This is a genomic window from Flavobacterium oreochromis (genome assembly GCF_019565455.1).
GTDB lineage: Bacteria > Bacteroidota > Bacteroidia > Flavobacteriales > Flavobacteriaceae > Flavobacterium > Flavobacterium oreochromis.
This window is the reverse complement of the sequence record NZ_CP067377.1, coordinates 602,976-628,663: the sequence shown is the minus strand read 5'-3', so window position 1 is coordinate 628,663 and position 25,688 is coordinate 602,976. Positions and strand designations below refer to the sequence as shown.

Here is a 25,688-nt window from a genome sequence, read left to right as displayed (position 1 = left end):
CTTTTTATATTTTAAATGTAAATTTATTCTCAACTTTTTAAACAGTTTCTCTATTTTGTAAATTTAAATTATTCTAGTACTATTTTTTTAGTTAAGTGAACGTTTTGACTTTTTAGATTAAGGATGTAAAATCCCTTTTGTAAATAATTTAAGTCTATTAATTCTAATTCATTACTATTGTTAATATCTCTAGAATAAACAATTCGTCCGTTAATGTCATTAATTTTTAATGTTAAATCAGTCATCGTTCGGTCGAAAGAAATATTTATAAAACCATTATTGGAAGGGTTAGGATAAACATTAATTAAGTTGTTTGAAATAAAATTTTCATTATTTAAAACAATATCAGGAGGGAGGTCTGTGTGTAAAGAAGTTGGGTTGTCTTTTATTCCTTGAACACCGGTATTACTTGTACCTGATGAAGCGCTATAACCTACTCCTCTTCTGGAAAATACTTTCCAAATTAATTCATAATCTTGACCTCCAGTTGTTGCCCGATCTGCGGCTAAAATAGCATCTCTACCAGTAATAAAACTTGGTGAACAGCCATCAATTTTAATCGCATCTAGTACAATTTTCATTACTTTATTATTTCCACCTGTACCATTGTAAATGTTACTGTCATAACCATATTTGTTAATGTAAGCCCATGTTAAATCCCATAAAATAGTAGCCCAAACGCTTCCAATAGCATGAACGTTAATTTTTTCTTCTTTATCAGTTGGATCTAAATACCACATTTTATTTAAATCTGCATATGTATAAGGATTAATAGACATATTTGTTGTATAAGGGTATTTTCTAATGCCTTTACCATTAGTTAATTGGTTTGTTGTGAAAGTTCCAATGGCTTTTAAATCAGTTCCTTTGTCTTGAGGTTTTATTTGCATCATTAACCAAAACCAGTCAGACCATCCTTCTCCCATTTGTTCGGAACTATTTAAACAATTGCCTGAAAGTCTTGTTGATATTCCATGTCCATATTCATGTGCTATGATACCATTATCAAAATCACCATCAGCGTAGATATACGAATTTGTATTCTCAAATACTACATTAACATTATTTTCTGTTTTTAATATTTGGACTAGCTGATCCCCTTCTTTTTAGATAAACCAATAACTGGGATCGTAATATTTGGATCTCCACCACCAATTTCTAAAGGCAATGTATTATTTACAATTATTAGAGCTTTTGCGCCAGCGTTTTGTGCTGCTATAGCTTTTGAAGAAAAACTACAATTACCTCTTCTGACAACAGCAATTTTATTTGTTAATACATTTTTTGGAATAGAACATCCATCGTATATATCAGGATTTATCCCGTCATGAAATAAAATAAGTTCTCCAGATAGATTTGTAGGTGTTATAGGTAATTCAATATGTCCAGAAGTAAAATCATTATCTATGGCCTCAAATGTGGTTCCTGATAATGTACCACTAGTAATTTGTACTTTTATTGGTGCAATGTGTTTCCATAAGTACATTTGCATTTTGGGATTATAACCATCAGTAGGAGTAGAAAAATTAGCATTATTATAGGAGGGGTTAAGATTCATGGAGTTATCTTGTGATTGAGCTAAAACATAATCTCCTTGTAATCCGCCACGGCCATAATTTTTATCTTGAAAATTTTTATTTCTTTCATCAAATCCATACTGATACCACAAATCATGCATGATATTATTCATGTAAAATAAGTTTGTAGTAGCTGCATTAATTTCATTTATAGGACTAGCTGATAAGCCTGAATAGGAATATTGAAAGCTTAAATCTGGATATATTCCTGAAGAGGAATTTGTATAAGTAGTAACAGTGTTTGTTAATGGATCTGAATTAGTTGTGTCTGAATAAGCAAAAACATTATTACCTCTAGTGTAATTAAAAATAGTTGAATTGTCAATAGTTAAATTGTTAATAGTTGAATTGTTATTATGCCATCCGTTAGGGGAAGCAGCAACAGTTAGCGGAGCTAATGCCTTAGAAGATTGAGGATTTGTAACAATTGTTCTTCCATCTGTACTTGTTGGAAATGCTTCCTTATAATGATTAGGGCTTTCATAATTCCAAGGTATGACTTTGTAGTTCGTTGTACCATGTGTTAAGGAAGATAAATTTTGAATATTTTCTTCTTTAAATAAAAAGGAAGAATTAGTTGTTGTATGATTGTGTTCTTTGTTAAACGAGCATTTTAAAGTATTATTAGATTTTTTTATGATGTTTCCTGTTTCAGCATCTATAAAAATATTCCATAAATCATTCTCACCATTACTAGAATAATATTCAAAAAAATAAGTGAGTTTTAATTCGTTTTTATCAGTTAAAAAATAAACTAATTGATTATTGATATTTTGAGTGTTACTAGAAGTGTCCTCTGCTTTAAATTTATTGTTTTCTACCTTGTTTAATCTGTAGTTTGATAGGATATCATTTGTTGATGCTAAAGCTTTTATTAGAGCAGTATTAAAATCTATTTTTTGGATTCTTTTATTTGTGTTATCTGTTAAGTTTTGAATAGGTTTTAACTTACCTGAAACTTTTCCTGTCCTATCAATTAAAAAATTAGAATCAAGATTATAGATCGGGATGCCGTTTTGTGTCTGTTTTACGTGACAAACAGTATGGTTACTGGTTGTAGTAAATTCATCAGATATAATTAGATTGTCAATTTCATTTTGACTAATTTTTGAATTGGATAAATTTTCCTTTAGATATTTTTTTATTAAATCAATGTTGTTTTGACTAAACGAAATACTTGAGAATAATAAAAATAATAAAAAGGGGTATTTTTTAATCATAGTTTAGAGTTTTGGTTAAGTATTAAGTAGGATTTATTTGTAATAAAATTAATTTTTTGTTGAAATCATTTTGCTATACAATAAGGCATTTCCATCTGTAAGCATAGATACAAAATGACAAATATGTAACAAGCGTTCGTATAGGGTTTCTTTTTCTATATTGTGCTTTTCAGGAAGTATTTTTAATAAAAGTTTATCAAAATTTGTTTCAACACCTTCAAATTTGTTATTATAAGCTGTAATAAATTTGTCTAGTAAATTATTAATGATTTGGTAACCATTAATTTCTTTTTCAATTACTTCTTTACTTTGATAAATGTTTTTAATACTCAAATTGATAATATCATTCATTTGAGCTTTATATTTTGATTTATCTGTTAAGGCATGAGGAAATTTACCTTGAAGAATTAATTCTTCATTTTCAATGAAAATATTAACAGCATCATTTATTAGACTACCTATTGCCAGAGCGCGTAAATAACTAATTCGATCTTCTTTTGTAGTTAACGCATTGTATTTAGAGGTATCAATAGAATCTTTGACCAGTTTAATTAAATATTCTAAAGCATAATCTTCTGATACGAGACCGAGGTTTATTCCATCTTCAAAATCTATGATGGTATAACAAATATCATCGGCAGCTTCAACAAGATAGGCTAAAGGATGGCGTTCGTATCCTATGTCAGTACCTGATTTGCTAGGTATTAATCCTAATTCATCAGCTATTTCCTTAAAAAAAACTTTGTCCTGCTGAAAGAAACCATATTTTTTATCCGAAATATTAGGGGTAGGTTTTTTAGGAAGACTTTCTTTAGGGTATTTTGTAAATGCACCCAAAGTAGCATATGTTAATCGTAAACTTCCCTCTACACCTGGGCGAGAACTTGTTAATACAGAAAAGCCATTTGCATTTCCTTCAAAGTCTATTAAATCTTGCCATTCTTTATTAGTTAATTGATCTTTGAATTTTTGTCCATTACCAATGGAAAAATATTCACCAATTGCTTTCTCTCCTGAATGACCAAAAGGAGGATTTCCTATATCGTGTGCTAGAGCTGCAGCTGCTACGATTGCACCAAAATCATTAGCTTGATAGCCGTGTACTTCTTTTAAATAAGGATATTTTTCAAGTATTTTTTTCCAACTAAACGACCTAATGAACGACCTACAACTGAAACTTCTAAACTATGGGTTAATCGGGTATGAACAAAGTCTGTTTTGGATAGAGGGATGACTTGTGTTTTATCCTGTAGGCTCCTAAATGCAGCTGAAAAAATTACTCTATCGTAATCCACTTCAAAACCTAGTCGGGTTTCATCTTGTTCCGTACGTAGCCGTTTGCTAGTGTCACCTTGGCGTTTTAGAGATAAAAGTTGTTCCCAGTTCATCATTGGAATTTAGAATTTAAATATTAATTTTAAAATGTTTGGATATAGAAAAATTACTTTTCTTTTTTCATGCAAATACTGTTTTCTATACCTATGTATTGCCCATAATTAGGAATTAGATAATAACCAGATTTGTTATAGAGTGCAATTGCTTTTTTTAATTTAGGGGAAGTTTCTAAAATAAAATCTTTATAATCATATTCGTTTGCCCATTTTTCTATTTCATTAAGAATAAGTGTTGCTATTCCTTTTCCGCGTTTATCAGGGTGGACAAACATACGTTTTATTTCTGCTGTTTTTTGATCATATTTTTTAAAGCCTCCGCAGCCTACAGCTTGTTCGTTTTGATAGACAACTAAAACGTGTTCTAGATATTTATTGTTGTAATGTGAAAAAAATCTTTCTGATCACCGTCAATATCTTCTAAATATTCATCAAATAATCTGATTAAGTTTTTAAAATCTGTATTGTCAGAATTGGTACGTATAAGTTCCATTACTTATTATTTGCTAGAAAAAATAATTTTGATTTTTTAGGGTATTTTTCAAGGCTTTTATTACTTGGATTATCAATAACTGTTTTTATGTTTATTTCATCACCCACTTTAAAGTTTGCTATTGTGTATTGATAATCTAAAAGATATTCGCCGCAAAAAAATTTCCCTCATTATCTTTTTCAATGATGCCAGTGTAAATTCCTTTGTTTTTTTCTTTTGCCATAATTTTTGTTTTAGAGCGCAAAGGTACAAATTGCTTTGTAGAGAATTGAATACTTGATTAAAATCTGATTCAGATTAATGCTAAAAGTTTTAATATTAATTGGGTGATAAGTAAAAATGGAATCAGAATATTTATTTAAATAATGTGAAATAATGTGAGGTTTTAAAAAATAAACAGCTGTCTAATAAAGGCAGCTGTTTATGTTAATAATTTTAGATCTGTATTTATTAAGAACCACACATTTCGCAATCTTCAGGTTCTGCATTACGAGAACGCTCAATCATGGCTCTAAATTCTTCTGCTGTCATTTCACCTTCCGGTGTAACTAATTCTGCTTCTTTATTAGGTACTGTTGTAAGTTCTGTTTTCTTTTCGTTATTTAATGTAAATTTAATAGCATCTACTGCTGCTTTGGTGCGTAAGTAATACATGCCTGTTTTTAAGCCTGATTTCCAAGCATAGAAATGCATTGATGTTAACTTAGCAAAGGTTGCACCTTCCATAAAGAGGTTTAATGATTGTGATTGGTCGATGAAATAACCACGTTGACGAGACATATCAATAATATCTTTCATGGACATCTCCCAAACAGTTTTATATAAGTCTTTTAACTCTTGTGGAATACGGTCAATATTTTGTACTGAACCATTGTGGCGCATTATTTCTTGTTTTAAATCTTCGTTCCATAAGCCACATTTCACTAAATCTTCTAATAAATGTTTATTTACAACGATAAACTCGCCAGAAAGTACACGACGTGTATAAATGTTTGAAGTATAAGGTTCAAAGGCTTCGTTATTTCCAAGAATTTGTGATGTAGAAGCGGTAGGCATTGGAGCCATTAACAAAGAGTTGCGTACGCCATATTGCATTACTTCTTTTCGTAATGATGCCCAGTCCCAGCGGCCTGATAAATCTTCATCTGTTATTCCCCAAAGATTGTATTGGAATTGTCCTTCAGATATAGGAGAACCTTTGAAGGTAGAATAAGGACCTTCTTCTTTTGCTATTTCCATAGAAGCTTCTACAGCTGCAAAATACATGGTTTCGAAGATTTCTTGATTTAGCTTTTTTGCTTCGTCGCTTGTGAAAGGCATACGTAACATAATAAAAGCATCTGCTAGACCTTGTACTCCTAATCCTACTGGACGGTGGCGCATATTTGAGTTTTCGGCTTCTTTAACCGGATAATAATTTCTGTCGATTACTTTGTTGAGGTTACGAGTAACACGTTTTGTTACCTTGTATAATAACTCGTGGTTAAATTTTTCTTCTTCCACAAACATAGGTAATGATAAAGATGCTAAGTTACATACTGCAATTTCATCTGCAGAAGTATACTCCATAATTTCTGTACATAAATTTGAAGAACGAATTGTTCCTAAATTTTTTTGATTAGACTTACGATTGGCAGCATCTTTATATAGCATATAAGGAGTTCCTGTTTCTATTTGAGATTCTAGGATTTTTTCCCATAGTTCACGTGCTTTAATTGTTTTACGTCCACGACCTTCGTTTTCATATTGAGTATATAAAGCTTCAAATTCCTCGCCGTATACATCATATAAACCAGGACATTCATTAGGACACATTAATGTCCATTTGTCATCAGATTCTACACGTTTCATGAATAAATCAGAAGTCCACATGGCATAGAATAAATCACGAGCACGCATTTCTTCCTTGCCATGATTTTTCTTTAGATCTAAGAAATCCATAATGTCAGCATGCCAAGTTTCAATGTAAATAGCAAAACTTCCTTTTCGTTTTCCTCCTCCTTGATCTACATAACGAGCTGTGTCATTGAAAACGCGTAACATTGGTACAATTCCGTTAGAAGTGCCATTCGTTCCTCTGATATAAGATCCAGTTGCACGTACGTTGTGGATTGATAAACCAATACCTCCAGCAGATTGTGAGATTTTAGCAGTTTGTTTTAATGTATCATAAATCCCATCAATACTGTCATCTTGCATTGCTAAAAGAAAGCACGAAGACATTTGAGGTTTGGGTGTTCCAGCATTGAAAAGCGTTGGAGTCGCATGTGTGAAGAACTTTTTAGACATCAATTCGTAAGTTTCAATTGCTGATTCTAAATCGTTTAAGTGAATTCCAACAGCAACACGCATTAGCATATGTTGTGGGCGTTCAGCTATCTTTCCGTTAATTTTAAGTAAATAAGAACGTTCTAAGGTTTTGAATCCAAAATAATCGTAATTAAAATCACGATTGTAAATTACATGTGAATCTAGAAAAGCTGAATTTTCCATGATTACTTTATGTACTTCATCAGAGATAAGGGGTGCTTCTTTACCTGTGCGTGGGCTTACATAGTGAAACATATCGTTCATTGTTTCAGAAAACGATTTTTTTGTGTTTTTATGTAAGTTAGAAATGGCAATTCTAGCAGCTAATTGTGCATAATCAGGATGTGTAACGGTCATGGCTGCTGCGGTTTCTGCAGCTAAATTATCTAATTCAGAAGTAGTTACTCCATCATATAAACCTTCAATTACTCGCATGGCAACTTTTACTGCATCTACCATGTCATTTAAGCCATAGCACAGCTTTTTAATTCTGTCTGTAATTTTGTCAAACATTACGGGTTCTTTATGCCCATCTCTTTTTACTACGTACATAGTTTTGTTTTTTCTTTTTGAAAATAAAAAATCCCTTCTTTATTTTCTTGTTAATAATATGATTTATCAAACACCAGTCTCCCGACTATTACTATGGGTGTTTTGTAACTCGATCGTTTTTTTAGTTAATCAAGTATATGTTAAAAATCAGCATCTAATGAAAATTTATTTGCCTCTTCTTCATTGTTCATTACTCCTGCTTTTTGGTATTCTGCAACACGCTTTTCAAAGAAATTAGTTTTTCCTTGTAATGAAATCATATCCATGAAGTCAAATGGATTAGTAGAGTTGAAAACTTTAGCACAACCTAGTTCAACTAATAATCTATCAGCTACGAATTCTAGGTATTGTGTCATTAAAATAGCATTCATTCCTATTAGAGAAACAGGAAGTGATTCAGTTATAAATTCACGTTCTATATTTAAAGCGTCTACTATAATTTCTGAAATTCTTTCTTTGGAAACTTTATTTACTAAATGATGATTGTGTAAATGGACTGCAAAATCACAGTGTACACCTTCATCACGAGATATTAATTCGTTTGAAAAGGTGAGTCCAGGCATTAAACCTCGCTTTTTTAACCAATAGATCGAACAGAATGCTCCCGAAAAAAAGATTCCTTCCACTGCAGCAAAAGCTATTAATCTTTCTGCGAATGAATCTGATTCTATCCAGCGTAATGCCCATTGTGCTTTTTTCTTGATAGCAGGAAAGACCTCAATTGCATGAAATAATTGATCTTTTTCTGTGTCATCCTTTACATAAGTATCAATTAGCAATGAATATGTTTCACTATGGATGTTTTCCATCATGATTTGAAAACCATAGAAGAATTTAGCTTCCGGGTATTGAACTTCATTTACAAAATTTTCTGCAAGATTTTCGTTTACGATTCCATCAGATGCAGCAAAAAAAGCTAAAATATGTTTAATGAAATATTTTTCATCCTCACTTAATTTTGTATTCCAATCTGTCAAATCTTGATGTAAGTCTATTTCTTCTGCTGTCCAGAAGCTTGCTTCCATTTTTTTATACCATTCCCAAATATCATGATGTTTGATAGGGAAAATGACAAAACGGTCTTTATTTTCTTGTAAAATGGGTTCAATAATAGCCATGTTTATACCTGAAATTATAGTTTAAAATTAATTCGAATAATCTATGTGTAATTGGGGACTACAAAGATTCAAATTTAGACTCAGAAATGAAAGAATAGTTATTCACATTTCAGAGGAGTTTTTAACAAAAGATACGATTGTAAGTTATTCTGTATTAAAAAGTTAAATCTTTGAAAATTAAATATTTACGTTTTTTAAAAAGTTAAACCCTTATAAAATAAAGGGTTTTAGAGGGCTTTAATATGTCTGCTTTTTTTACAAATATTAACAAATTTATCTGATCTACTTGTGTTGTAAATGATTAGCTTTTTAAGGAATGAAAAAGGCTTTTTGTTGGGGTGATATAATGTGTTTTTTGAGCTCTTTATTGTTGATGATTTTTTTCTAGCTTAAAAGAAAATTATTAGTAGAGTCTTTTGTTTATTTGTAGTATTCGCGTGCTACGATTTCAAGTTCTTCATACCATTCAGCTCCAAATCTTCTTATTAAAGCTTCTTTTACGAATTTATAGATAGGTACCTTGAGTTCTTTTCCTAGAGAGCAAGCTTCAGAACATATGTCCCAACGATCATAGTTGACCGCTTGAAAACTTGTAAATTCTTTTATCCTTATTGGGTAAAGATGGCAAGAAACAGGTTTCTTCCAATCTATTAAACCTTGATTGTAGGCTTCTTCTATGCCACATAAAGCATTTCCGTCTTTAAAAATAACATAGGCACAGTCTTTATTGTCTATTAGTGGTGTTCCTAGTTCATTATCTTTGTCTTTAACCCATGTGCCTTGGTTTTTTATAGCTTCAACCCCTTCTGGTTTGAGTAAGTGTTCTATTTTAGGATAAATAGCTTCTAAGATTGGTAATTCTTCTTCTAATAGAGGAGCTCCAGAATCTCCATCAATACAGCAAGCCCCTTTACAAGCAGTTAGATTGCATACGAATTCTTTTTCTAAAATGTCTTCTGAGACGATTGTTTTACCAATTTGAAACATGTGATTTTGTTTTGAGTGCTGCAAAATTACAAATAAGAAACAATAATTAGGTTTGTAGTTTTGTTAATTGTTTGAAATTAGTATATTCGAAAATATTTGTTAAATGGTATAAGTTATGAATTTTGATTGGAAAGAAGTGTTAACTGTAGGGATGGTTTTATTTGCAGTTATTGATATTATGGGGTCAATTCCTATAATTGTGGATTTACGAAATAAAATAGGACATATTCATGCTGAACGTGCTAGTTTTGTTTCAGGCTTGATTATGATTATGTTTCTTTTTGTGGGAGAAGGGATGTTGAAATTTATAGGTGTAGATGTTAAATCCTTTGCTGTTGCGGGAGCTATTGTTTTGTTTTTTCTTGCATTGGAGATGATATTAGGGATTAGTATTTATAAAGATGAAGAACCTAAGACGGCAAGTATTGTTCCGTTAGCATTTCCATTAATTGCAGGTGCTGGTACTATGACAACATTGTTATCTTTACGATCAGAGTATCAGTCAATCAATATAGTAGTGGCTATCTTGTTTAATATAATAATTGTGTATGCTGTTTTAAAGCTGTCAGGTAAAATAGAAGAGTTGCTTGGACCAACAGGATTAGGGGTAGTACGAAAAGTTTTTGGTGTTGTATTGTTGGCAATAGCTGTTAAATTATTTGCTGCTAATGTTAAAGGCTTGTTTGTTTAGGTTGAAAAAATGTAATTTTGTCTCTTAAAAAGGAAAAGAATGAAAATTTTTACTTATATAATTTTAGTATTGGGAGTTGTGTTGATTGGTGTAAATGTTACAATGCTTAATCTTGAAGATTTATTTAAAGGAGATAGTTTAGTTGCATTAATAGGGATATTGGCAGTATTGTGCGCTATAGTTATCTTGCTGATTTTTAATCTTTCAAAGTCAATTGAACATAAGTTGAAAAATCAATCATAATATTATGTTTGATGTATTAATTGTGGGAGGGGGAGTTTCAGGAGTGTCCTGTGCTATGATTTTAGGTTCTGCTCAAAATAAACATTTTGTAAAAGGTAAAAGAATAGGAATTCTTACACATCAAAAAATATCTTCTTTACAAGAAGCTGTTTTTTATAACGCATACGGAGTGCCGGCTGGTAAATTAGGAGCTGATTTGTTAATTGAATCTCTAGATCAGTTAAAAAATACTTATGAGCATATTGTGCAAATTCCAGATGAAAAAGTTTTTAAAATACAGTCTGTTGATGGTGGTTTTGAAGTGATGACTAATAAAAGTGTTTTTCATTCTAAAATAGTTGTTATTGGGGTTGGCGCTTCTAACTTATTTGATATTCAAGGCTTGAATGAATATGTTGAGCCACATCAGAAATCACTTCCTGAAAAAAAACGGATTCAATTGAAAAATATTGATTATAAAGTGAAGGATGGAGTATATGTTTGTGGTACACTTTCAGGGCATAGAAGTCAGTTGGCAATAGCTGCTGGGAGTGGGGCAGCAGTAGCAACTGAAATATTAGTTTTATGGAACCAAGGAGTGGAAACACATAGTCATGATGGGGTGAAGAAAAAATAAGAATCTTATTATTTAGTAGTTGTTTTTTTGCAACTACTTTTTTTTTATTACGAATCTAAATTTATAATTTGTTGTACTGTTACTCCTGCTTTTTCTAAGAAAACTAAGCCTGAATCATCTTTATATTTCTCATGGTATACTACTCTTCTTATGCCTGCTTGATGGATTAATTTAGAGCATTCTTTGCATGGTGAAAGTGTGATATAAAGAGTAGCTTCATTGCACGACTGAGTTGAGTTGGCAACTTTTAATATTGCATTTGCTTCTGCATGAAGAACATACCAGTGTGTTAAGTTGTTTTCGTCTTCACAACAATTATCAAACCCAGAAGGAGTGCCATTGTATCCATCTGAAATAATCATTCTATCTCTTACTATAATTGCTCCTACTTGTTTTCTTTTGCAGTAGGAAAGTTTACTCCACTCTCTAGCTAAGCGTAGGTAAGCAGTGTCATATTTACTAAGTTTTTCTTCCATTTTATCTGTGCCAAATAGGACTTTGTATGATTAGTGGTGTTACAACTCCTATTATGAAAGAAGACATAACTAAGGTCCAATCTCTTTTTGAGAAACGAAAAACAGATTGAATTATAAAGGAAATTATTAGTACTACAAATACGACAATTATTTGCGCACTTTCAATCCCAAGTGCAAATTCAGCAAGAGGTAGTATTTTGTCAGATTTATTTCCAGGTAATAAGGTTTTGAAATAATTTGAAAAACCTAGACCATGTATTATTCCAAATAGTAGAGTTACAATAGCTATTAATGTTATGCTTTCCTTTTTTGAACTTTTTCCAGCTGTAAAGAGATTGAAAAGCGCTACAATTAAGATTGTAATGGGGATTAAAAATTCAACTAAATTCTCTTTAATATATATAATGCCAAATACAGAAAGTATTAATGAAATAGAATGTCCTAGCGTAAATAAGCTTACAAGTGTTAGCCATTTTTTCCAGTCATTAAAAGAATAAGGGATGGTCATTCCAATAAGGAATAGTATATGGTCATAAGCATTGATATTCAATACGTGTTTTAAACCAATTTCAAAATATAACCAAAATTCTTGCATATAGTAGGATTAAAGAGTTTCAAACTTACAAATTTTTTAGTAATGATTGTATTTTATTCTTCAGGTTTATGGATATAACGTTTTGAAAGATGTTGTTGTTTGGTTGGATTTTAGAAAACAGAAACTATAGATGTCTTGTTTTAGAATTGTTTAGTGTTGAATTTAAGCTAACAATAAAGGATCTTTCCTTCTTATAATTTGTAACTATTGCCTGTGTAGGGATAAATAAAACCGAAAGGATTTTTTGGATGAGTTAACATGATGCTGTGAATTCTAGTTCAAATGTCAAGAAGCGTTAGGGGATTTATGAGGTATATACTCAAATTATTTGCATGTTTAATGGGGTGTTATTTGGTGTAAAAAGAAGAGCATGTGTTATAATCTAAAATAGAAAGGTAATTTAGCTGAATTTTTTTAGTCTTCGATTTCGGTCTTGCAAATATTAGTTGTATCGTTTATTCTTTTGTTTTAAAATTTTTGTGTATTAGATACAAGAGCTAGATAAGTTCAAGATGGAAGAGGCTGTCCTAAAAGTCCGCAATCTTGTTCATTTCGACCAAAGGGAGAAGTTACATAGTATTGATTATGAGACTCCTACTTCCGTCGGAGTGACAAACTGTGTGTTGATTTTTTACTTTTAGGACAGCCTCTTGATAATCTTATATTTTAAAGGTTATAACTGGTTTTTTTGCGTGATTTACTAGGCTTTCACTGATGCTGCCATTTAAAAAATGAGCTAAACCTTTTCTTCCATGTGTGCACATCCCTAATAAATCTGCATTTAAATCGTTAGCAATGTTTAATATACCAGCTTCCACATTAACATCGTTGTATATGTGAGTTTCATATTTGTTAATTTTGAATCCGCTAACAAAATCGCTCATCAGTTTTCGTGCATTTTGTGTAGAGCGAAAGTTGTTAGGTGTATTAATATTTACAAGGTGTAAGGTTGCCTCAAATTCGTTTGCAAAACGAACCACATTTTCAAAAGGTTTTTTGATTTCATCTGAAAAATCTGACGCAAATATGAAATGATTTACTTTGAAATTTGGATCATCTTCTTTGATTACTAAAACAGGTATATGGGAATTTCTAACTACTTTTTCAGTATTTGATCCTACAAACATTTCTTTAATTCCACTCGCTCCGTGTGATCCCATGATTACAAGATCAAAATTATTACTTTGTATTGTTTTTATGATGCCTTCAAAAGGATGGTCTATCTGAATTATTTTTGAAGTTTCTATTCCATCTAGATACTCTTCGTCTAATAAGTCATCCATTCTGTTTGTTATAGCATTTTTGAAAAAGATGATTTCTGGAATATCATGACCGTGTGTAACGGTGTCATTCCCTTGATTAGGTAACTCTAATAAGTGTGCTAAACATATTTCTGCATTGTGTTTTTTTTGCAAATTGAGCAGCAACTTTAAGAGCATATTCTGCATGTTGAGAAAAATCGGTTGGGACTAAAATTCGTTTCATAATGAGGTTATTGTTTAATGGTTTGTTTTTTCTTAATCAGTTACATAAAGATAAGAAATTTTTTAAGAAATATCAATGGGTTCGTAAAATTAAAAAAAAATGTATATTTGTGCCGTTATTTAGAAGTTAAACATTAAATAATGAGGCACGCATCGCGTGCCTCTTTTTATACCAATGACATTTAAAGAAAAAGTAGGGCAGTTGTTAAATCAAACTTTGGAAGAATTTCCAGATCTTTTTTTAATTGATTTAACTATAACTGATAGTAATAAAATTATCGTAACTTTAGATGGCGATAATGGAGTGCAATTGCAAGATTGTGTAAACGTAAGTAGAGCAGTAGAAAATAGCCTTGATAGAGAAGAACAAGATTTTGCATTAGAAGTCGCTTCTGCAGGAATATCTGCTCCCTTAACAAGGGTTCGTCAGTTCAAGAAAAATGTAGGACGCACCTTAAAATTAAAAACTGTAGAAAAAGTGTATGAAGCACTTTTAATAGAAGCAGATGAAGAGGGGGTTACGCTAGAATGGAGTGCTCGTGAACCCAAAAAAATAGGAAAAGGAAAAGAAACTGTTGTTCACAATGAAAAAATACAATATGGCAATATTGTGGAAGCAGTAGTTACAATTATATTTTAAAACAAATCAAAGAGTTGTATGGAGAATTTAGCATTAATCGAATCGTTTTCAGAATTTAAAGATAATAAATCTATCGATCGTGTTACATTAATGGCTATTTTGGAAGATGTGTTTAGAAGTGCATTGAAGAAAAAATACGGGTCCGATGAAAATTTTGATATCATTATTAATCCTGATAAAGGAGATATGGAAATTTGGAGACGTCGCGTTATCGTAGCAGATGAAGATTTAGATTTCGAAAATGAGGAAATTACGCTCACAGAGGCTCGCAGAATAGAACCAGACTTTGAAATAGGAGAAGAAGTGTCTGAAGAAGTGAAGTTAATTGACTTAGGAAGAAGAGCAATCTTAGCTTTACGTCAAAACTTAATTTCAAAAATTCATGAACACGATAGTACTAATTTGTACAAACAATTCAAAGATTTAATTGGTGATATATATACAGCAGAGGTACATCATGTGCGTCCTAAAGCCGTAATACTAGTTGATGATGAAGGAAATGAAATTGTATTACCAAAAGAAAAACAAATACCATCTGACTTCTTTAGAAAAGGAGATAATGTTCGTGGAGTTATAGAAAATGTTGAGTTAAAGGGAAATAAACCACAAATCATCATGTCTAGAACTTCTGAAAAATTCTTAGAAAAATTATTTGAACAAGAGATTCCAGAAGTATTTGATGGGTTAATTTCTATTAAAAAGGTAGTTCGTATTCCTGGAGAAAAAGCTAAAGTAGCTGTAGATTCTTATGATGATAGAATTGATCCAGTAGGTGCCTGCGTAGGAATGAAAGGTTCTCGTATTCATGGAATTGTACGTGAATTAGGTAATGAAAATATTGATGTAATTAATTATACAAACAATACACAGCTGTTTATTACTAGAGCATTAAGTCCAGCAAAAGTTTCTTCAATTAAGATAGATGAAGAAAAGAAAGCTGCTGAGGTATACTTAAAATTAGAAGAAGTATCAAAAGCAATTGGTCGTGGTGGTCATAATATTAAATTAGCTGGTATGTTAACAGGTTATGAATTAGATGTAATTCGTGAAGGAAACACTCAAGACGATGAGGATGATGTTGAGTTAACAGAATTTGCTGATGAAATTGATGGATGGATCATTGATGAGTTTGCAAAAGTAGGTCTTGATACTGCTCGCAGTATTTTAAGTCAAGAAGTAGAAGACTTAGTACGTCGTACTGATTTAGAAGAGGAAACGATTCTTGAGGTAATCAAGATTTTAAAAGAAGAATTTGAAGATTAATCCCTTTTTAATCCACAAAAAAATAAAAAAAACCATAAATAAAATTTATGTCTGAAGGAACAATAAGAATAAACAAAGTATTAAGAGAATTTAATATATCTCTTGAGAGAGCTGTTGATTTTTTAAAGGATAAAGGTTTTATAATAGAATCTAATCCCAATACTAAAATCACAGAGGAGATATATGGCATTCTATCTAATCAATTTGCTGGAGATAAAGGTAACAAAGATGCTTCTAAGGAGGTTGGCGAAGAAAAACGTAAAGAAAAAGAAGCATTACGTTTAGAACGCGAACATGAATTAGAGCAAAAACGCATTGAAGAAGAGCGTGCGCGTCAGGAAGTTATCAAAGCAAAAGCAGCCGCTTTATCAGGTCCTAAAAAGGTAGGGAAAATAGACTTAAATCCTAAGCCTGTTGTAAAACCTGAGATTGAAGCTCCAAAAGTAGAGATAGAGCAGCCTGTTGAAAAAGAAGTTTCTAAGCCAATAGTAGAAGAAAAGGTAGTAGAAAAAATAGAGCCTAAACAAGAAAGACCAGTAGAGGTAAAAATTAAACCTGTAGTGGTGCCTCCTGTAGAGAAAAAGGTAGAAAAAGTAGTGGAAAAAGTAATAGTAAAACCACAAGTAAAAGAGGTTAAACCTGTAGTTGAGCAAAAAGTAGAAACTAAAGCTGACAAACCTGCAACAAGTCCTTCAGTTGAAGCAGGTCAAGTAGTTGAAGAACGCTACGAAACTCAATACCAAAAATTATCAGGAGCTACTTTTACAGGTCAGAAAATTGACTTATCTCAATTTGAAAAGCCTAAAAAGAAAAAAGAAGACTCAAGACCAAACCAAGGTGGAAATAACAATCACCAAGGAGGGGATGCTAATAAAAAGAAACGCAACCGAATTCCTTCTAAGCCTAATAACCAATCTAATAGACCAGATGGTAATAATAATAATAATAATAATGGTCAAGGAAATAGAGGGAATCATAACCAAGGTGGTGGAAATCATGGCGGGAATAAAGGTGGAAATAAATTTAATAAAAAAGCCCCTGTCGTAAAGGTTGAACCAACAGAAGAAGAAGTAAAAAATCAAATAAAAGAAACGTTAGAAAGATTACAAGGAAAAGGTAATAAGTCTAAGGCAGCTAAATATCGTCGTGATAAACGTGACTCACACAGAGAACGTAATGAAGCTGAGTTAGCTGCACAAGAAGAAGGTAGCAAAGTACTAAAAGTTACAGAATTCGTAACAGTAGGTGAAATTGCTACAATGATGGATGTGCCAATTACCAAAGTTATAGGAACTTGTATGTCTTTAGGAATCATGGTAACAATGAATCAGCGTCTAGATGCTGAGACTTTAACAATTGTTGCAGATGAATTTGGTTATGAAGTACAGTTTACAACCGCTGATATTGAAGAAGCTATTGAAATTGTAGAAGATAAACCGGAAGATCTTAAACAACGCGCTCCAATTGTAACTGTAATGGGGCACGTAGATCACGGTAAAACATCCTTGTTAGACTACATTCGTAAGACAAATGTTATCGCAGGTGAATCAGGAGGTATTACACAACATATTGGAGCATATGGTGTTGAGTTAGAAAATGGGCAAGAAATTACTTTCTTAGATACACCAGGACACGAAGCGTTTACTGCTATGCGTGCTCGTGGTGCACAAGTAACTGATATTGCTATTATTGTGGTGGCTGCTGATGATGATATCATGCCACAAACAAAAGAAGCTATCAGCCATGCACAAGCTGCTGGAGTTCCAATTATATTTGCAATCAATAAAATTGATAAACCAACCGCTAACCCAGATAAAATTAAAGAAAAATTAGCTGCCATGAATTTCCTTGTTGAAGAATGGGGAGGTAAATATCAATCACATGATATTTCAGCTAAAATGGGTATTGGAGTAAAAGAATTACTTGAAAAAGTATTATTAGAAGCTGAAATTTTAGAATTAAAAGCTAATCCAGATAAACCAGCAGTTGGTACCGTTGTAGAAGCATTTTTAGATAAAGGTCGTGGTTATGTATCTACTATTCTAGTTCAAGCTGGGACATTGAAAATTGGTGATTATGTCTTAGCAGGTAAGCATCATGGTAAGATCCGTGCTATGCAAGATGAGCGCGGTCATAATGTCAAAGAAGCAGGACCATCAACACCAGTTTCCATTTTAGGTTTAGATGGTGCACCTACGGCAGGTGATAAGTTTAATGTGTTTGAAGATGAAAGAGAAGCGAAACAAATTGCAGCTAAACGTACTCAATTATTACGTGAACAATCTGTACGTACACAACGTCATATTACATTAGATGAAATTGGACGACGTATTGCTTTAGGACAATTTAAAGAATTAAATATTATATTAAAAGGAGATGTGGATGGTTCAGTAGAGGCATTATCAGATTCATTCTCTAAATTATCAACAGAAGAAATTCAAATTAATATTATTCATAAAGGAGTAGGAGCTATTACAGAATCAGATGTAATGTTAGCTTCTGCATCAGATGCAATTATTATAGGATTTAACGTTCGCCCTCAAGGTAATGCAAAATCATTAGCTGAAAAAGAAGAAATCGATATCCGTCATTATTCAATCATTTATGCTGCTATTGATGACTTACGTGATGCAATGGAAGGAATGTTATCTCCTGAGTTTAAAGAAGAGATTACAGGTACAGCCGAAATTCGTGAACTATTTAAGATATCTAAAGTAGGTACTATTGCAGGATGTATGGTTACAGATGGTAAAATATTCCGTTCTAATAAAATCCGCTTAATTCGCGAAGGCGTTGTAATTTACACAGGTGAATTAGTAGCTTTAAAACGTTTTAAAGATGATGTAAAAGAAGTTTCTAAAGGATACGATTGTGGTATGCAAATTAAAGGTTACAACGATATTCAAGAATACGATGTAATTGAAGGATTCACGACAGTAGAAGTTAAGAAGAAACTAAAATAATAGTAGAAGAAATTCATAAAAAAACCTCGATCATCGAGGTTTTTTTATGAATTATATTTTATAAAATTTATCTCAAAAAGTATAAAGTTAGATTAATAGTTACAAAAAACTTTATAATAAGCAGAAAAGATGTAACCTAAACGTGTTTGTATATCTTTCTTCATATCCTTTTTTCTGTCTGAAACTAGAATTGAATTAATCTATTTATTTGTTGGATTAAGAGTATTCCGCATAAATGGCTAAAGCTGATATATTTATTTTCTCTTGCTTTATATGATTATCTATAAGAATTCTAGGAACTATTCATGTTTAATGTAAAAAGAGGCTGTCCTAAAAGTAAAAAATCAACACACAGTTTGTCACTCTGATGTAAGGAAGAGTCTCATAATCAGTACTATTTGATTTCTCCCTTTGGTGGAAATGACAAGATTGCGGACTTTTTGGACAGCCTCTTTTTGTTATATAAACTATGGACCTATTCCTTTCCTTTTGTTAGGTAATAAATAGGAATGCCACCTAACATAATTAAAACTCCCCAGCCACAAGTACTTGTACGGTCTATTAAAAGCATAATGCAAATAGCTAATGATACAATAATGTAAAGAGCTGGTAAAATAGGATAGCCAAAAGCTCTATATGGTCTGTTTATTTCAGGTTTTTTAATTCTTAAAATAAAAATACCCAAGATTGTTAATATATAAAAAATAATTACGATAATCATCACAAAATCTAATAAGTCACCATACTTACCAGTTAAACATAATAAAGATGCCCATATACACTGTATCCATAGCCCCCAACCAGGAACAGAAGCTTTGTTTAATTCAGCAGCTTTTTTAAAGAATAAACCATCTTTAGCCATTGTGTAATATACACGTGATCCCGCCATGATTAAACCATTATTACAACCAAATGTTGAAATCATAATCATCACCGCAATAATAATGGTTCCTGTTGATCCAAAAATATGTTCAGAAGCAACTACAGCTACTCGGTCTGATGGAGCAAAAGCCATTTCGTTCAAAGGCATAACGGCTAAATACATTATGTTTGCCAATATATAAATAATACTTACGATTAGTGTGCCTAAAAAGAGACTTAGACCTACGTTACGTTCAGGATTTCTTATTTCACCTGAAATGAAAGTTACCCCATTCCAAGCATCACTAGAAAATAAAGAACCAACCATAGAGGCTGCTATGGCTGATAATAAAGTATATCCTCCAATTGAAATCCAACTATCCGTGTCTTTGCTGAAAGATTGGGCTGTCCATGAGTTTGTCCAGTTAGCATCCCAAATATCACTTTTAAAAGCTAATAAAAAGCCAAAAATAATTAATCCAAATAAAGAAGTAATTTTTGTTATTGTGAAAATTTTCTGAATTATCTTTCCATTTTTACACCTTTACTATTAATATAAGTAAGTATGATAATTGTAATGATTGAAACTATTTGGGCTACGCTTAATTTAAAATGAGGAGAATCAATTATAAAATTATTTTCACTAAAACTAGGAATAAGGTAGGCTGCAAATTTAGAGAAGGCTACACCAACCGCTGCAATAGTTCCTGTTTGTATAACAGCAAAGAAACTCCAACCATATAAAAATGCAATTAATTTATTATAAGCTTCCTTTAAATATACATATTGTCCTCCTGCTTGTGGAAACATAGCACTTAGTTCACCATAGCTGACAGCCGCTGTCATTGTTATAATTGCAGATATGCCCCATATAGCGATTAGCCATCCAGCACTACCTATGTTACGGATAATATTTGCACTAACAATGAATATACCTGATCCAATCATAGAGCCTACAACAAGTAGTGTTCCATCTAGTAAACCTAATTCTTTTTTAAATTGTTGTGTTTCTTCTTTCATAGTTTTTGGTTTGATGTGCTAATATATGTTTTTTTATTTATTGATGAGCTAGTGCATAATTCACAAAACAAACTTTTATCTTTGTAAAATGAATGAAAATTTGAATCCTAATAAAGAACGTTTCACACCACAAGAGATGGATGTTGAACGTGCCTTGCGCCCGTTAAGTTTTGAAGATTTTACAGGGCAGGATCAGGTATTAGAAAATTTGAGAGTATTTGTTAAGGCAGCTAATTTAAGAGGTGATGCTTTAGATCACACTCTTTTTCATGGACCACCAGGTTTAGGTAAAACAACCTTGGCTAATATCTTAGCTAATGAACTAGGAGTTGGAATTAAAATTACCTCTGGACCTGTTTTGGATAAGCCCGGTGATTTGGCTGGTTTACTTACAAATTTAGAAGAACGTGATATTTTGTTTATAGATGAAATTCACCGCTTAAGCCCAGTAGTTGAAGAATACTTGTATTCTGCTATGGAGGATTATAAGATTGATATTATGATTGAAAGTGGACCTAATGCACGATCTGTTCAGATAGGACTCAATCCATTTACTTTAGTAGGAGCTACCACTCGTTCAGGATTACTTACATCTCCCATGAGAGCCCGTTTTGGAATTCAATCAAGATTACAATATTATAATACCGAATTGTTAACAACTATTGTTCAACGTAGTGCTTCTATTTTAGGAACTCCTATTTCTATGGAAGCCGCAATTGAAGTTGCAGGAAGAAGTCGTGGTACACCTCGTATTGCTAATGCTTTATTAAGAAGAGTTCGTGATTTTGCCCAAATAAAAGGAAATGGGACTATAGATATAGAAATAGCTAGATATTCTTTAAAGGCTTTGAATGTAGATGCTCATGGATTAGATGAAATGGATAATAAAATATTAACAACTATTATTGATAAATTTAAAGGGGGGCCTGTAGGAATTAGCACATTGGCTACAGCTGTATCGGATAGTGGTGAAACCATAGAAGAAGTTTATGAACCATTTCTTATTCAGGAAGGATTTATTGTTAGAACTCCTAGAGGTCGAGAAGTAACAGAAAAAGCATATAAACATTTAGGGCGTACACGTACAGGTTCACAAGGCGAACTGTTTTAATTATTTATTTCTATTTTGATTAATAATAAAGAAAAATATACGCAATTGATTAAATCCGAGTCATTAAGGCTCGGTTTTCTTTCTTGTGGGATTTCTAGAGCTGATTTTTTAGAATCAGAAGCGCCTCGTTTAGAAAAATGGTTAAAAAAAAATAGACATGGTCAGATGAGCTATATGGAAAACCATTTTGATAAGCGATTAGATCCCCGTTTGTTAGTTGAAGGAGCAAAAAGTGTTATTTCCCTAATAATGAATTATTATCCTTCAGAAATACAAAATCAAGAGGCTTATAAAATTTCAAAATATGCCTATGGGCAGGATTATCATTTCGTAATAAAGGATAAATTAAAAGATCTGCTTCGTTTTATTCAAACAGAAATTGGAGAAATTGATGGTCGAGTTTTTGTAGATTCAGCACCCGTTTTAGACAAGGCTTGGGCTGCTAAAAGTGGGTTGGGATGGATTGGTAAAAATAGTAATTTAATAACAAAACAAGTAGGTTCTTTTTATTTCATAGCTGAAATTATTTTAGATTTAGAGTTAGAATACGATGTGCCTACCACAGATCATTGTGGGAAATGTACAGCATGTATGGATGCTTGTCCTACACAAGCGATTATACAGCCCTATGTTGTAGATGGGAGTAAGTGTATTTCCTATTTTACGATAGAGCTAAAAGATCAAATACCACAAGAAATGAAAGGTAAATTTGATGATTGGATGTTTGGTTGTGATGTTTGTCAAGATGTGTGTCCTTGGAATCGTTTTGCAAAACCGAACACAATAGATGCTTTTACCCCTAATCCTGATTTAATACATTTTACTAAAGACGATTGGAGAGAAATTACAGAAGAGGTGTTTAAAAAAATATTTAAAAACTCAGCTGTAAAACGGACTAAATTAGAAGGATTACAAAGGAATATTCTATTTTTAAACGATTAATTTAGTTAAAAAATTTCATTCTTTTACATCAACACCTATCTTTGCCAGTTCATTAAAAGGCAAAAAATATGTCAGACGATAAAAGAAGAAGAGAAGCTCTATTGTACCACGCAAAACCACAGCCTGGTAAAATTAAAGTTGTTCCTACTAAAAAATATGCTACCCAACGTGATTTGTCTTTAGCGTATTCCCCAGGTGTAGCGGAACCTTGTATTGAAATTTCTAAAGATATAGATAAAGTTTATAAATATACAGCTAAAGGTAATTTAGTAGCTGTAATTTCTAATGGTACAGCTGTTTTAGGTCTTGGTGATATAGGACCAGAAGCATCTAAACCAGTAATGGAAGGGAAAGCTTTATTATTTAAAATTTTCTCTGATATTGATGTTTTTGATATTGAAGTAGATGCTACTGATATTGATAAATTTGTAAATACCGTAAAAGCTATAGCACCTACTTTTGGAGGAATTAACTTAGAAGATATAAAAGCTCCAGAATCTTTTGAAATAGAAAGACGCTTAGTAGAGGAACTTAATATACCTGTGATGCATGATGATCAGCATGGTACAGCTATTATTTCATCAGCAGCCTTACTAAATGCCCTAGAATTAGCAGGAAAAGATATTGAAAAAATTAAATTAGTAGTTTCAGGAGCTGGTTCAGCAGCATTAGCTTGTGCTAATTTATATGTGGCATTAGGAGTTAAAGTTGAAAATATCTTTATGTTTGATGTAAACGGGTTGTTAGTATCAAGTAGAGGAGATATCTCAGATCTTCAAAAGAAATATGCTAAAAATATGCCTATTCAAACATTAGCAGAAGTTATAGTAGGTGCAGATATGTTTTTAGGCCTATCAGCAGGCAATGTTTTGAAACCAGAAATGTTACTAACGATGGCAGATAATCCAATTGTTTTTGCAATGGCAAATCCAGTGCCTGAAATAGATTACAATCTTGCTGTTAGTACTCGTGAAGATATTATTATGGCTACAGGACGTTCAGATTACCCTAATCAAGTAAATAACGTTTTAGGTTTTCCTTATATTTTCCGTGGAGCACTTGATGTAAGAGCAACAAAAATTAATGAAGCCATGAAAATGGCAGCTGTAAAAGCATTAGCTTGTTTAGCAAAACAACCTGTGCCAGAACAAGTAAATGTTGCGTATGGAGAAACTAAATTAGTTTTTGGGCGTGATTATATTATTCCAAAACCATTTGACCCTCGATTAATAGCAGAAGTCGCCCCAGCAGTAGCAAAAGCAGCAATAGAAAGCGGAGTAGCTCAACAACCTATTACTGATTGGGATAAATATCGTAATGAATTATTAGATAGACTAGGTTCTGATAATAAAATGGTGCGTATGTTAGCCAACCGTGCTAAAACTAATCCTAAAAAAGTAGTTTTTGCAGAGGCAGATCATCTAGATGTGCTAAAAGCAGCACAAATTGTGTTTGAAGAAGGAATAGGTATTCCTGTTTTGTTAGGTAATAAAGAAATTATCTTAGAATTAAAAGAAGAATTAGGTTTTGATGCAGAAGTTGAAATTATTGATCCTAAAACAAAAGAAGAAGAAGAACGTAAAAATAGATTTGCTCAAAAATATTGGGAAACACGTCGTAGAAGGGGAATTACTCTTTTAGATGCTCAAAAATGGATGCGTGAACGCAACTATTTTGCTGCTATGATGATTAATGAAGGTGAGGCAGATGCACTAGTTACAGGATATTCTAGAAGTTATCCTTCTGTTGTAAAACCTATAATGGAACTAATAGGGAAAGCAGCAGGTGTAAGTAGAATAGCTACAACGAACTTAATGATGACAGCTAGAGGTCCTATGTTTTTAGCAGATACAGCTATTAATCCCAATCCAACTGCTGAAGATTTAGCTAAAATTACACTTATGACTGCTCGAACAGTTAAATTGTTTGGAATGGAACCCGTAATGGCTATGGTGTCATTTTCTAACTTTGGATCCTCAAAAGATAGTAGCGCATCTAAAGTCCGTGAAGCAGTAGAATATTTACATACTAATCATCCTGATTTAATTGTTGATGGCGAAATTCAAACAGATTTTGCTTTAAATTCAGAAATGTTAAAAAGTAAGTTTCCTTTCTCTAAATTAGCAGGACAAAAAGTAAATACACTTGTTTTTCCTAATTTAGAATCAGCTAATATTACCTATAAAATGTTGAAAGAATTGTATAAAGTAGAGTCTATAGGACCTATAATGTTAGGTTTAAATAAACCAGTACATATCTTTCAATTAGGAGCTAGTGTTGAAGAAATGGTAAACATGGCAACCATAGCGGTTATAGATGCTCAAGAAAAAGAAAAAGACATAGAACTCAAAAATAAGTCCTTATGTTTTTTGATGTACTTAAGATTAAATAGTTCTGCTCAATAAAATTACTATATTTGAAGGAATAATAAAAAGAGCATGATTGCACACATACAAGGAAAATTAGTAGAAAAAAACCCTACCGACGTTGTAATTGATTGCAACGGGGTAGGGTATTTAATTCATATATCTTTACATACATATGGTTTATTACCATCTAATGATTTTGTAAAATTATACACTTATTTACAAGTAAAAGAAGATAGTCATTCTTTATATGGATTTATGGAAAAATCAGAAAGAGAAATATTTAAATTACTTATTTCTGTTTCAGGTATTGGTGCTAATACAGCACGAACAATGCTTTCTTCGTTAGAACCAAAACAAATTATAAATGCGTTGGCTTCTGAAAATGTGTCCACTATTCAATCTATTAAAGGAATAGGTATTAAAACAGCTCAAAGAGCCATAATTGAATTAAAAGATAAAGTGTTAAAAATCTATGAAATAGATGAAGTTTCATTGATTCCAAACAATACAAATAAGGATGAAGCGTTATCTGCTTTAGAAGTGCTTGGTTTTGTTAGAAAATCTGCTGAGAAAGTAGTTGAAAAAATTATTGCTTCTACACCAGAAGCTACTGTAGAAAATATTATAAAACAAGCTTTAAAAAATTTATAAACATTGAAAAATAATTTTTTTCCCCATTCAATTTATTATTTAAAAACAGTTTTTATATACTGTTTTTCTTTGTTTTTAATACACTCTATTCTCAGGAAGTAAAAGATACTTTAAA

20 protein-coding genes and 4 pseudogenes are annotated in these 25,688 nt (G+C 32.0%); 10 read left to right on the top strand and 14 right to left on the bottom strand.

What is annotated here, in order from left to right:
- Window positions 1–68: 68 nt before the first annotated feature.
- The 9 genes and pseudogenes from JJC03_RS03020 to JJC03_RS02990 all read right to left on the bottom strand — a co-directional run bounded on the left by JJC03_RS03020 (window position 69) and on the right by JJC03_RS02990 (window position 9,648).
- On the bottom strand, window positions 69–1,082 hold the full coding sequence (locus JJC03_RS03020; protein WP_309597781.1) for a M36 family metallopeptidase: 1,014 nt from the start codon (window positions 1,080–1,082) through the stop codon (window positions 69–71).
- 5 nt (window positions 1,083–1,087) lie between these two features.
- Complete coding sequence (locus JJC03_RS03015; protein WP_235873958.1) at window positions 1,088–2,797, bottom strand: M36 family metallopeptidase; 1,710 nt, start codon at window positions 2,795–2,797, stop codon at window positions 1,088–1,090.
- 48 nt (window positions 2,798–2,845) lie between these two features.
- Window positions 2,846–4,185 (bottom strand): annotated as a pseudogene (gene dgt / locus JJC03_RS03010) (dGTP triphosphohydrolase).
- A gap of 53 nt (window positions 4,186–4,238) precedes the next feature.
- A pseudogene (locus JJC03_RS17255) lies at window positions 4,239–4,529 on the bottom strand (GNAT family N-acetyltransferase); the annotation flags it as partial.
- Between the two features lie 23 nt (window positions 4,530–4,552).
- The gene (locus JJC03_RS17250) at window positions 4,553–4,681 is read right to left on the bottom strand and encodes a hypothetical protein (RefSeq protein ID WP_258932115.1); all 129 of its coding nucleotides are present in this window, start codon (window positions 4,679–4,681) and stop codon (window positions 4,553–4,555) included.
- A pseudogene (locus tag JJC03_RS17245) lies at window positions 4,681–4,904 on the bottom strand (hypothetical protein). The gene JJC03_RS17250 and the pseudogene JJC03_RS17245 overlap by 1 nt, the downstream one beginning before the upstream one ends.
- A gap of 227 nt (window positions 4,905–5,131) precedes the next feature.
- Window positions 5,132–7,543 (bottom strand): ribonucleoside-diphosphate reductase subunit alpha, encoded by a 2,412-nt coding sequence (locus JJC03_RS03000; RefSeq protein WP_088397626.1) that lies wholly within the window; start codon window positions 7,541–7,543, stop codon window positions 5,132–5,134.
- 140 nt (window positions 7,544–7,683) lie between these two features.
- The gene (locus JJC03_RS02995) at window positions 7,684–8,661 is read right to left on the bottom strand and encodes a ribonucleotide-diphosphate reductase subunit beta (protein WP_088397625.1); all 978 of its coding nucleotides are present in this window, start codon (window positions 8,659–8,661) and stop codon (window positions 7,684–7,686) included.
- A 420-nt stretch (window positions 8,662–9,081) separates the two neighbouring features.
- On the bottom strand, window positions 9,082–9,648 hold the full coding sequence (locus JJC03_RS02990) for a DUF3109 family protein (protein WP_088444426.1): 567 nt from the start codon (window positions 9,646–9,648) through the stop codon (window positions 9,082–9,084).
- A 115-nt stretch (window positions 9,649–9,763) separates the two neighbouring features.
- Here JJC03_RS02990 and JJC03_RS02985 point away from each other — a divergent pair, with 115 nt between their 5' ends.
- From JJC03_RS02985 to JJC03_RS02975, 3 genes are read left to right on the top strand one after another with little or no spacing between them, the layout of a single operon-like run.
- Complete coding sequence (locus JJC03_RS02985; RefSeq protein WP_088397623.1) at window positions 9,764–10,339, top strand: MarC family protein; 576 nt, start codon at window positions 9,764–9,766, stop codon at window positions 10,337–10,339.
- Window positions 10,340–10,378: 39 nt separating this feature from the next.
- The gene (locus tag JJC03_RS02980; RefSeq protein ID WP_088397622.1) at window positions 10,379–10,582 is read left to right on the top strand and encodes a hypothetical protein; all 204 of its coding nucleotides are present in this window, start codon (window positions 10,379–10,381) and stop codon (window positions 10,580–10,582) included.
- 4 nt (window positions 10,583–10,586) lie between these two features.
- Window positions 10,587–11,198 carry an FAD-dependent oxidoreductase gene (locus JJC03_RS02975; protein WP_103714453.1) on the top strand — a complete coding sequence of 204 codons (612 nt, stop codon included), beginning with the start codon at window positions 10,587–10,589 and terminating at the stop codon, window positions 11,196–11,198.
- Window positions 11,199–11,245: 47 nt separating this feature from the next.
- Here JJC03_RS02975 and JJC03_RS02970 read toward each other — a convergent pair whose 3' ends face one another.
- The 4 genes from JJC03_RS02970 to JJC03_RS18605 all read right to left on the bottom strand — a co-directional run bounded on the left by JJC03_RS02970 (window position 11,246) and on the right by JJC03_RS18605 (window position 13,754).
- Complete coding sequence (locus JJC03_RS02970) at window positions 11,246–11,674, bottom strand: deoxycytidylate deaminase (RefSeq protein WP_088397620.1); 429 nt, start codon at window positions 11,672–11,674, stop codon at window positions 11,246–11,248.
- A 1-nt stretch (window position 11,675) separates the two neighbouring features.
- Window positions 11,676–12,269 carry a HupE/UreJ family protein gene (locus JJC03_RS02965; protein ID WP_088397619.1) on the bottom strand — a complete coding sequence of 198 codons (594 nt, stop codon included), beginning with the start codon at window positions 12,267–12,269 and terminating at the stop codon, window positions 11,676–11,678.
- 659 nt (window positions 12,270–12,928) lie between these two features.
- Complete coding sequence (locus JJC03_RS02960; protein WP_309597736.1) at window positions 12,929–13,684, bottom strand: universal stress protein; 756 nt, start codon at window positions 13,682–13,684, stop codon at window positions 12,929–12,931.
- Complete coding sequence (locus JJC03_RS18605) at window positions 13,629–13,754, bottom strand: universal stress protein (RefSeq protein ID WP_309597735.1); 126 nt, start codon at window positions 13,752–13,754, stop codon at window positions 13,629–13,631. Before JJC03_RS18605 ends, JJC03_RS02960 begins: the two co-directional genes overlap by 56 nt.
- A 174-nt stretch (window positions 13,755–13,928) precedes the next feature.
- On the opposite strand from JJC03_RS18605, the gene rimP reads away from it, so the two are divergent.
- Genes rimP through infB form a run of 3 tightly spaced genes read left to right on the top strand, consistent with a single transcriptional unit; the run spans window position 13,929 to window position 18,619 of the window.
- Window positions 13,929–14,393 carry a ribosome assembly cofactor RimP gene (gene rimP, locus JJC03_RS02955; protein WP_088400520.1) on the top strand — a complete coding sequence of 155 codons (465 nt, stop codon included), beginning with the start codon at window positions 13,929–13,931 and terminating at the stop codon, window positions 14,391–14,393.
- An 18-nt stretch (window positions 14,394–14,411) separates the two neighbouring features.
- Complete coding sequence (gene nusA, locus JJC03_RS02950) at window positions 14,412–15,656, top strand: transcription termination factor NusA (protein WP_088400518.1); 1,245 nt, start codon at window positions 14,412–14,414, stop codon at window positions 15,654–15,656.
- Between the two features lie 47 nt (window positions 15,657–15,703).
- A complete protein-coding gene (infB, locus tag JJC03_RS02945; protein ID WP_103714455.1) occupies window positions 15,704–18,619 on the top strand; it encodes a translation initiation factor IF-2 in 2,916 nt (971 codons plus the stop codon).
- A gap of 475 nt (window positions 18,620–19,094) precedes the next feature.
- Here infB and JJC03_RS02940 read toward each other — a convergent pair.
- A pseudogene (locus JJC03_RS02940) lies at window positions 19,095–20,500 on the bottom strand (APC family permease).
- Window positions 20,501–20,588: 88 nt separating this feature from the next.
- Between JJC03_RS02940 and ruvB the strand changes: the two are divergent.
- The 4 genes from ruvB to ruvA all read left to right on the top strand — a co-directional run bounded on the left by ruvB (window position 20,589) and on the right by ruvA (window position 25,573).
- A complete protein-coding gene (gene ruvB / locus JJC03_RS02935) occupies window positions 20,589–21,611 on the top strand; it encodes a Holliday junction branch migration DNA helicase RuvB (protein WP_088400512.1) in 1,023 nt (340 codons plus the stop codon).
- A 15-nt stretch (window positions 21,612–21,626) separates the two neighbouring features.
- Window positions 21,627–22,553 (top strand): tRNA epoxyqueuosine(34) reductase QueG, encoded by a 927-nt coding sequence (gene queG, locus JJC03_RS02930; protein ID WP_235873957.1) that lies wholly within the window; start codon window positions 21,627–21,629, stop codon window positions 22,551–22,553.
- 68 nt (window positions 22,554–22,621) lie between these two features.
- Entirely contained in the window at window positions 22,622–24,958 is a 2,337-nt protein-coding gene (locus tag JJC03_RS02925; protein ID WP_235873956.1) for an NADP-dependent malic enzyme, read from the top strand.
- Between the two features lie 33 nt (window positions 24,959–24,991).
- Window positions 24,992–25,573, top strand: a complete 582-nt coding sequence (gene ruvA, locus JJC03_RS02920) for a Holliday junction branch migration protein RuvA (RefSeq protein WP_088400506.1) — start codon at window positions 24,992–24,994, stop codon at window positions 25,571–25,573.
- The last annotated feature ends 115 nt before the right edge of the window (window positions 25,574–25,688 follow it).

Bases quoted from the DNA above. Each gene is read 5' to 3' on its own strand.
- JJC03_RS03015 (WP_235873958.1), bottom strand. From the start codon at position 2,797: ATGATTAAAAAATACCCCTTTTTATTATTTTTATTATTCTCAAGTATT.
- JJC03_RS17250 (WP_258932115.1), bottom strand. From the start codon at position 4,681: ATGGAACTTATACGTACCAATTCTGACAATACAGATTTTAAAAACTTA.
- JJC03_RS03000 (WP_088397626.1), bottom strand. From the start codon at position 7,543: ATGTACGTAGTAAAAAGAGATGGGCATAAAGAACCCGTAATGTTTGAC.
- JJC03_RS02995 (WP_088397625.1), bottom strand. From the start codon at position 8,661: ATGGCTATTATTGAACCCATTTTACAAGAAAATAAAGACCGTTTTGTC.
- JJC03_RS02990 (WP_088444426.1), bottom strand. From the start codon at position 9,648: ATGTTTCAAATTGGTAAAACAATCGTCTCAGAAGACATTTTAGAAAAA.
- JJC03_RS02985 (WP_088397623.1), top strand. From the start codon at position 9,764: ATGAATTTTGATTGGAAAGAAGTGTTAACTGTAGGGATGGTTTTATTT.
- JJC03_RS02980 (WP_088397622.1), top strand. From the start codon at position 10,379: ATGAAAATTTTTACTTATATAATTTTAGTATTGGGAGTTGTGTTGATT.
- JJC03_RS02975 (WP_103714453.1), top strand. From the start codon at position 10,587: ATGTTTGATGTATTAATTGTGGGAGGGGGAGTTTCAGGAGTGTCCTGT.
- JJC03_RS02970 (WP_088397620.1), bottom strand. From the start codon at position 11,674: ATGGAAGAAAAACTTAGTAAATATGACACTGCTTACCTACGCTTAGCT.
- JJC03_RS02965 (WP_088397619.1), bottom strand. From the start codon at position 12,269: ATGCAAGAATTTTGGTTATATTTTGAAATTGGTTTAAAACACGTATTG.
- JJC03_RS18605 (WP_309597735.1), bottom strand. From the start codon at position 13,754: ATGAAACGAATTTTAGTCCCAACCGATTTTTCTCAACATGCAGAATAT.
- rimP (WP_088400520.1), top strand. From the start codon at position 13,929: ATGACATTTAAAGAAAAAGTAGGGCAGTTGTTAAATCAAACTTTGGAA.
- nusA (WP_088400518.1), top strand. From the start codon at position 14,412: ATGGAGAATTTAGCATTAATCGAATCGTTTTCAGAATTTAAAGATAAT.
- infB (WP_103714455.1), top strand. From the start codon at position 15,704: ATGTCTGAAGGAACAATAAGAATAAACAAAGTATTAAGAGAATTTAAT.
- ruvB (WP_088400512.1), top strand. From the start codon at position 20,589: ATGAATGAAAATTTGAATCCTAATAAAGAACGTTTCACACCACAAGAG.
- JJC03_RS02925 (WP_235873956.1), top strand. From the start codon at position 22,622: ATGTCAGACGATAAAAGAAGAAGAGAAGCTCTATTGTACCACGCAAAA.
- ruvA (WP_088400506.1), top strand. From the start codon at position 24,992: ATGATTGCACACATACAAGGAAAATTAGTAGAAAAAAACCCTACCGAC.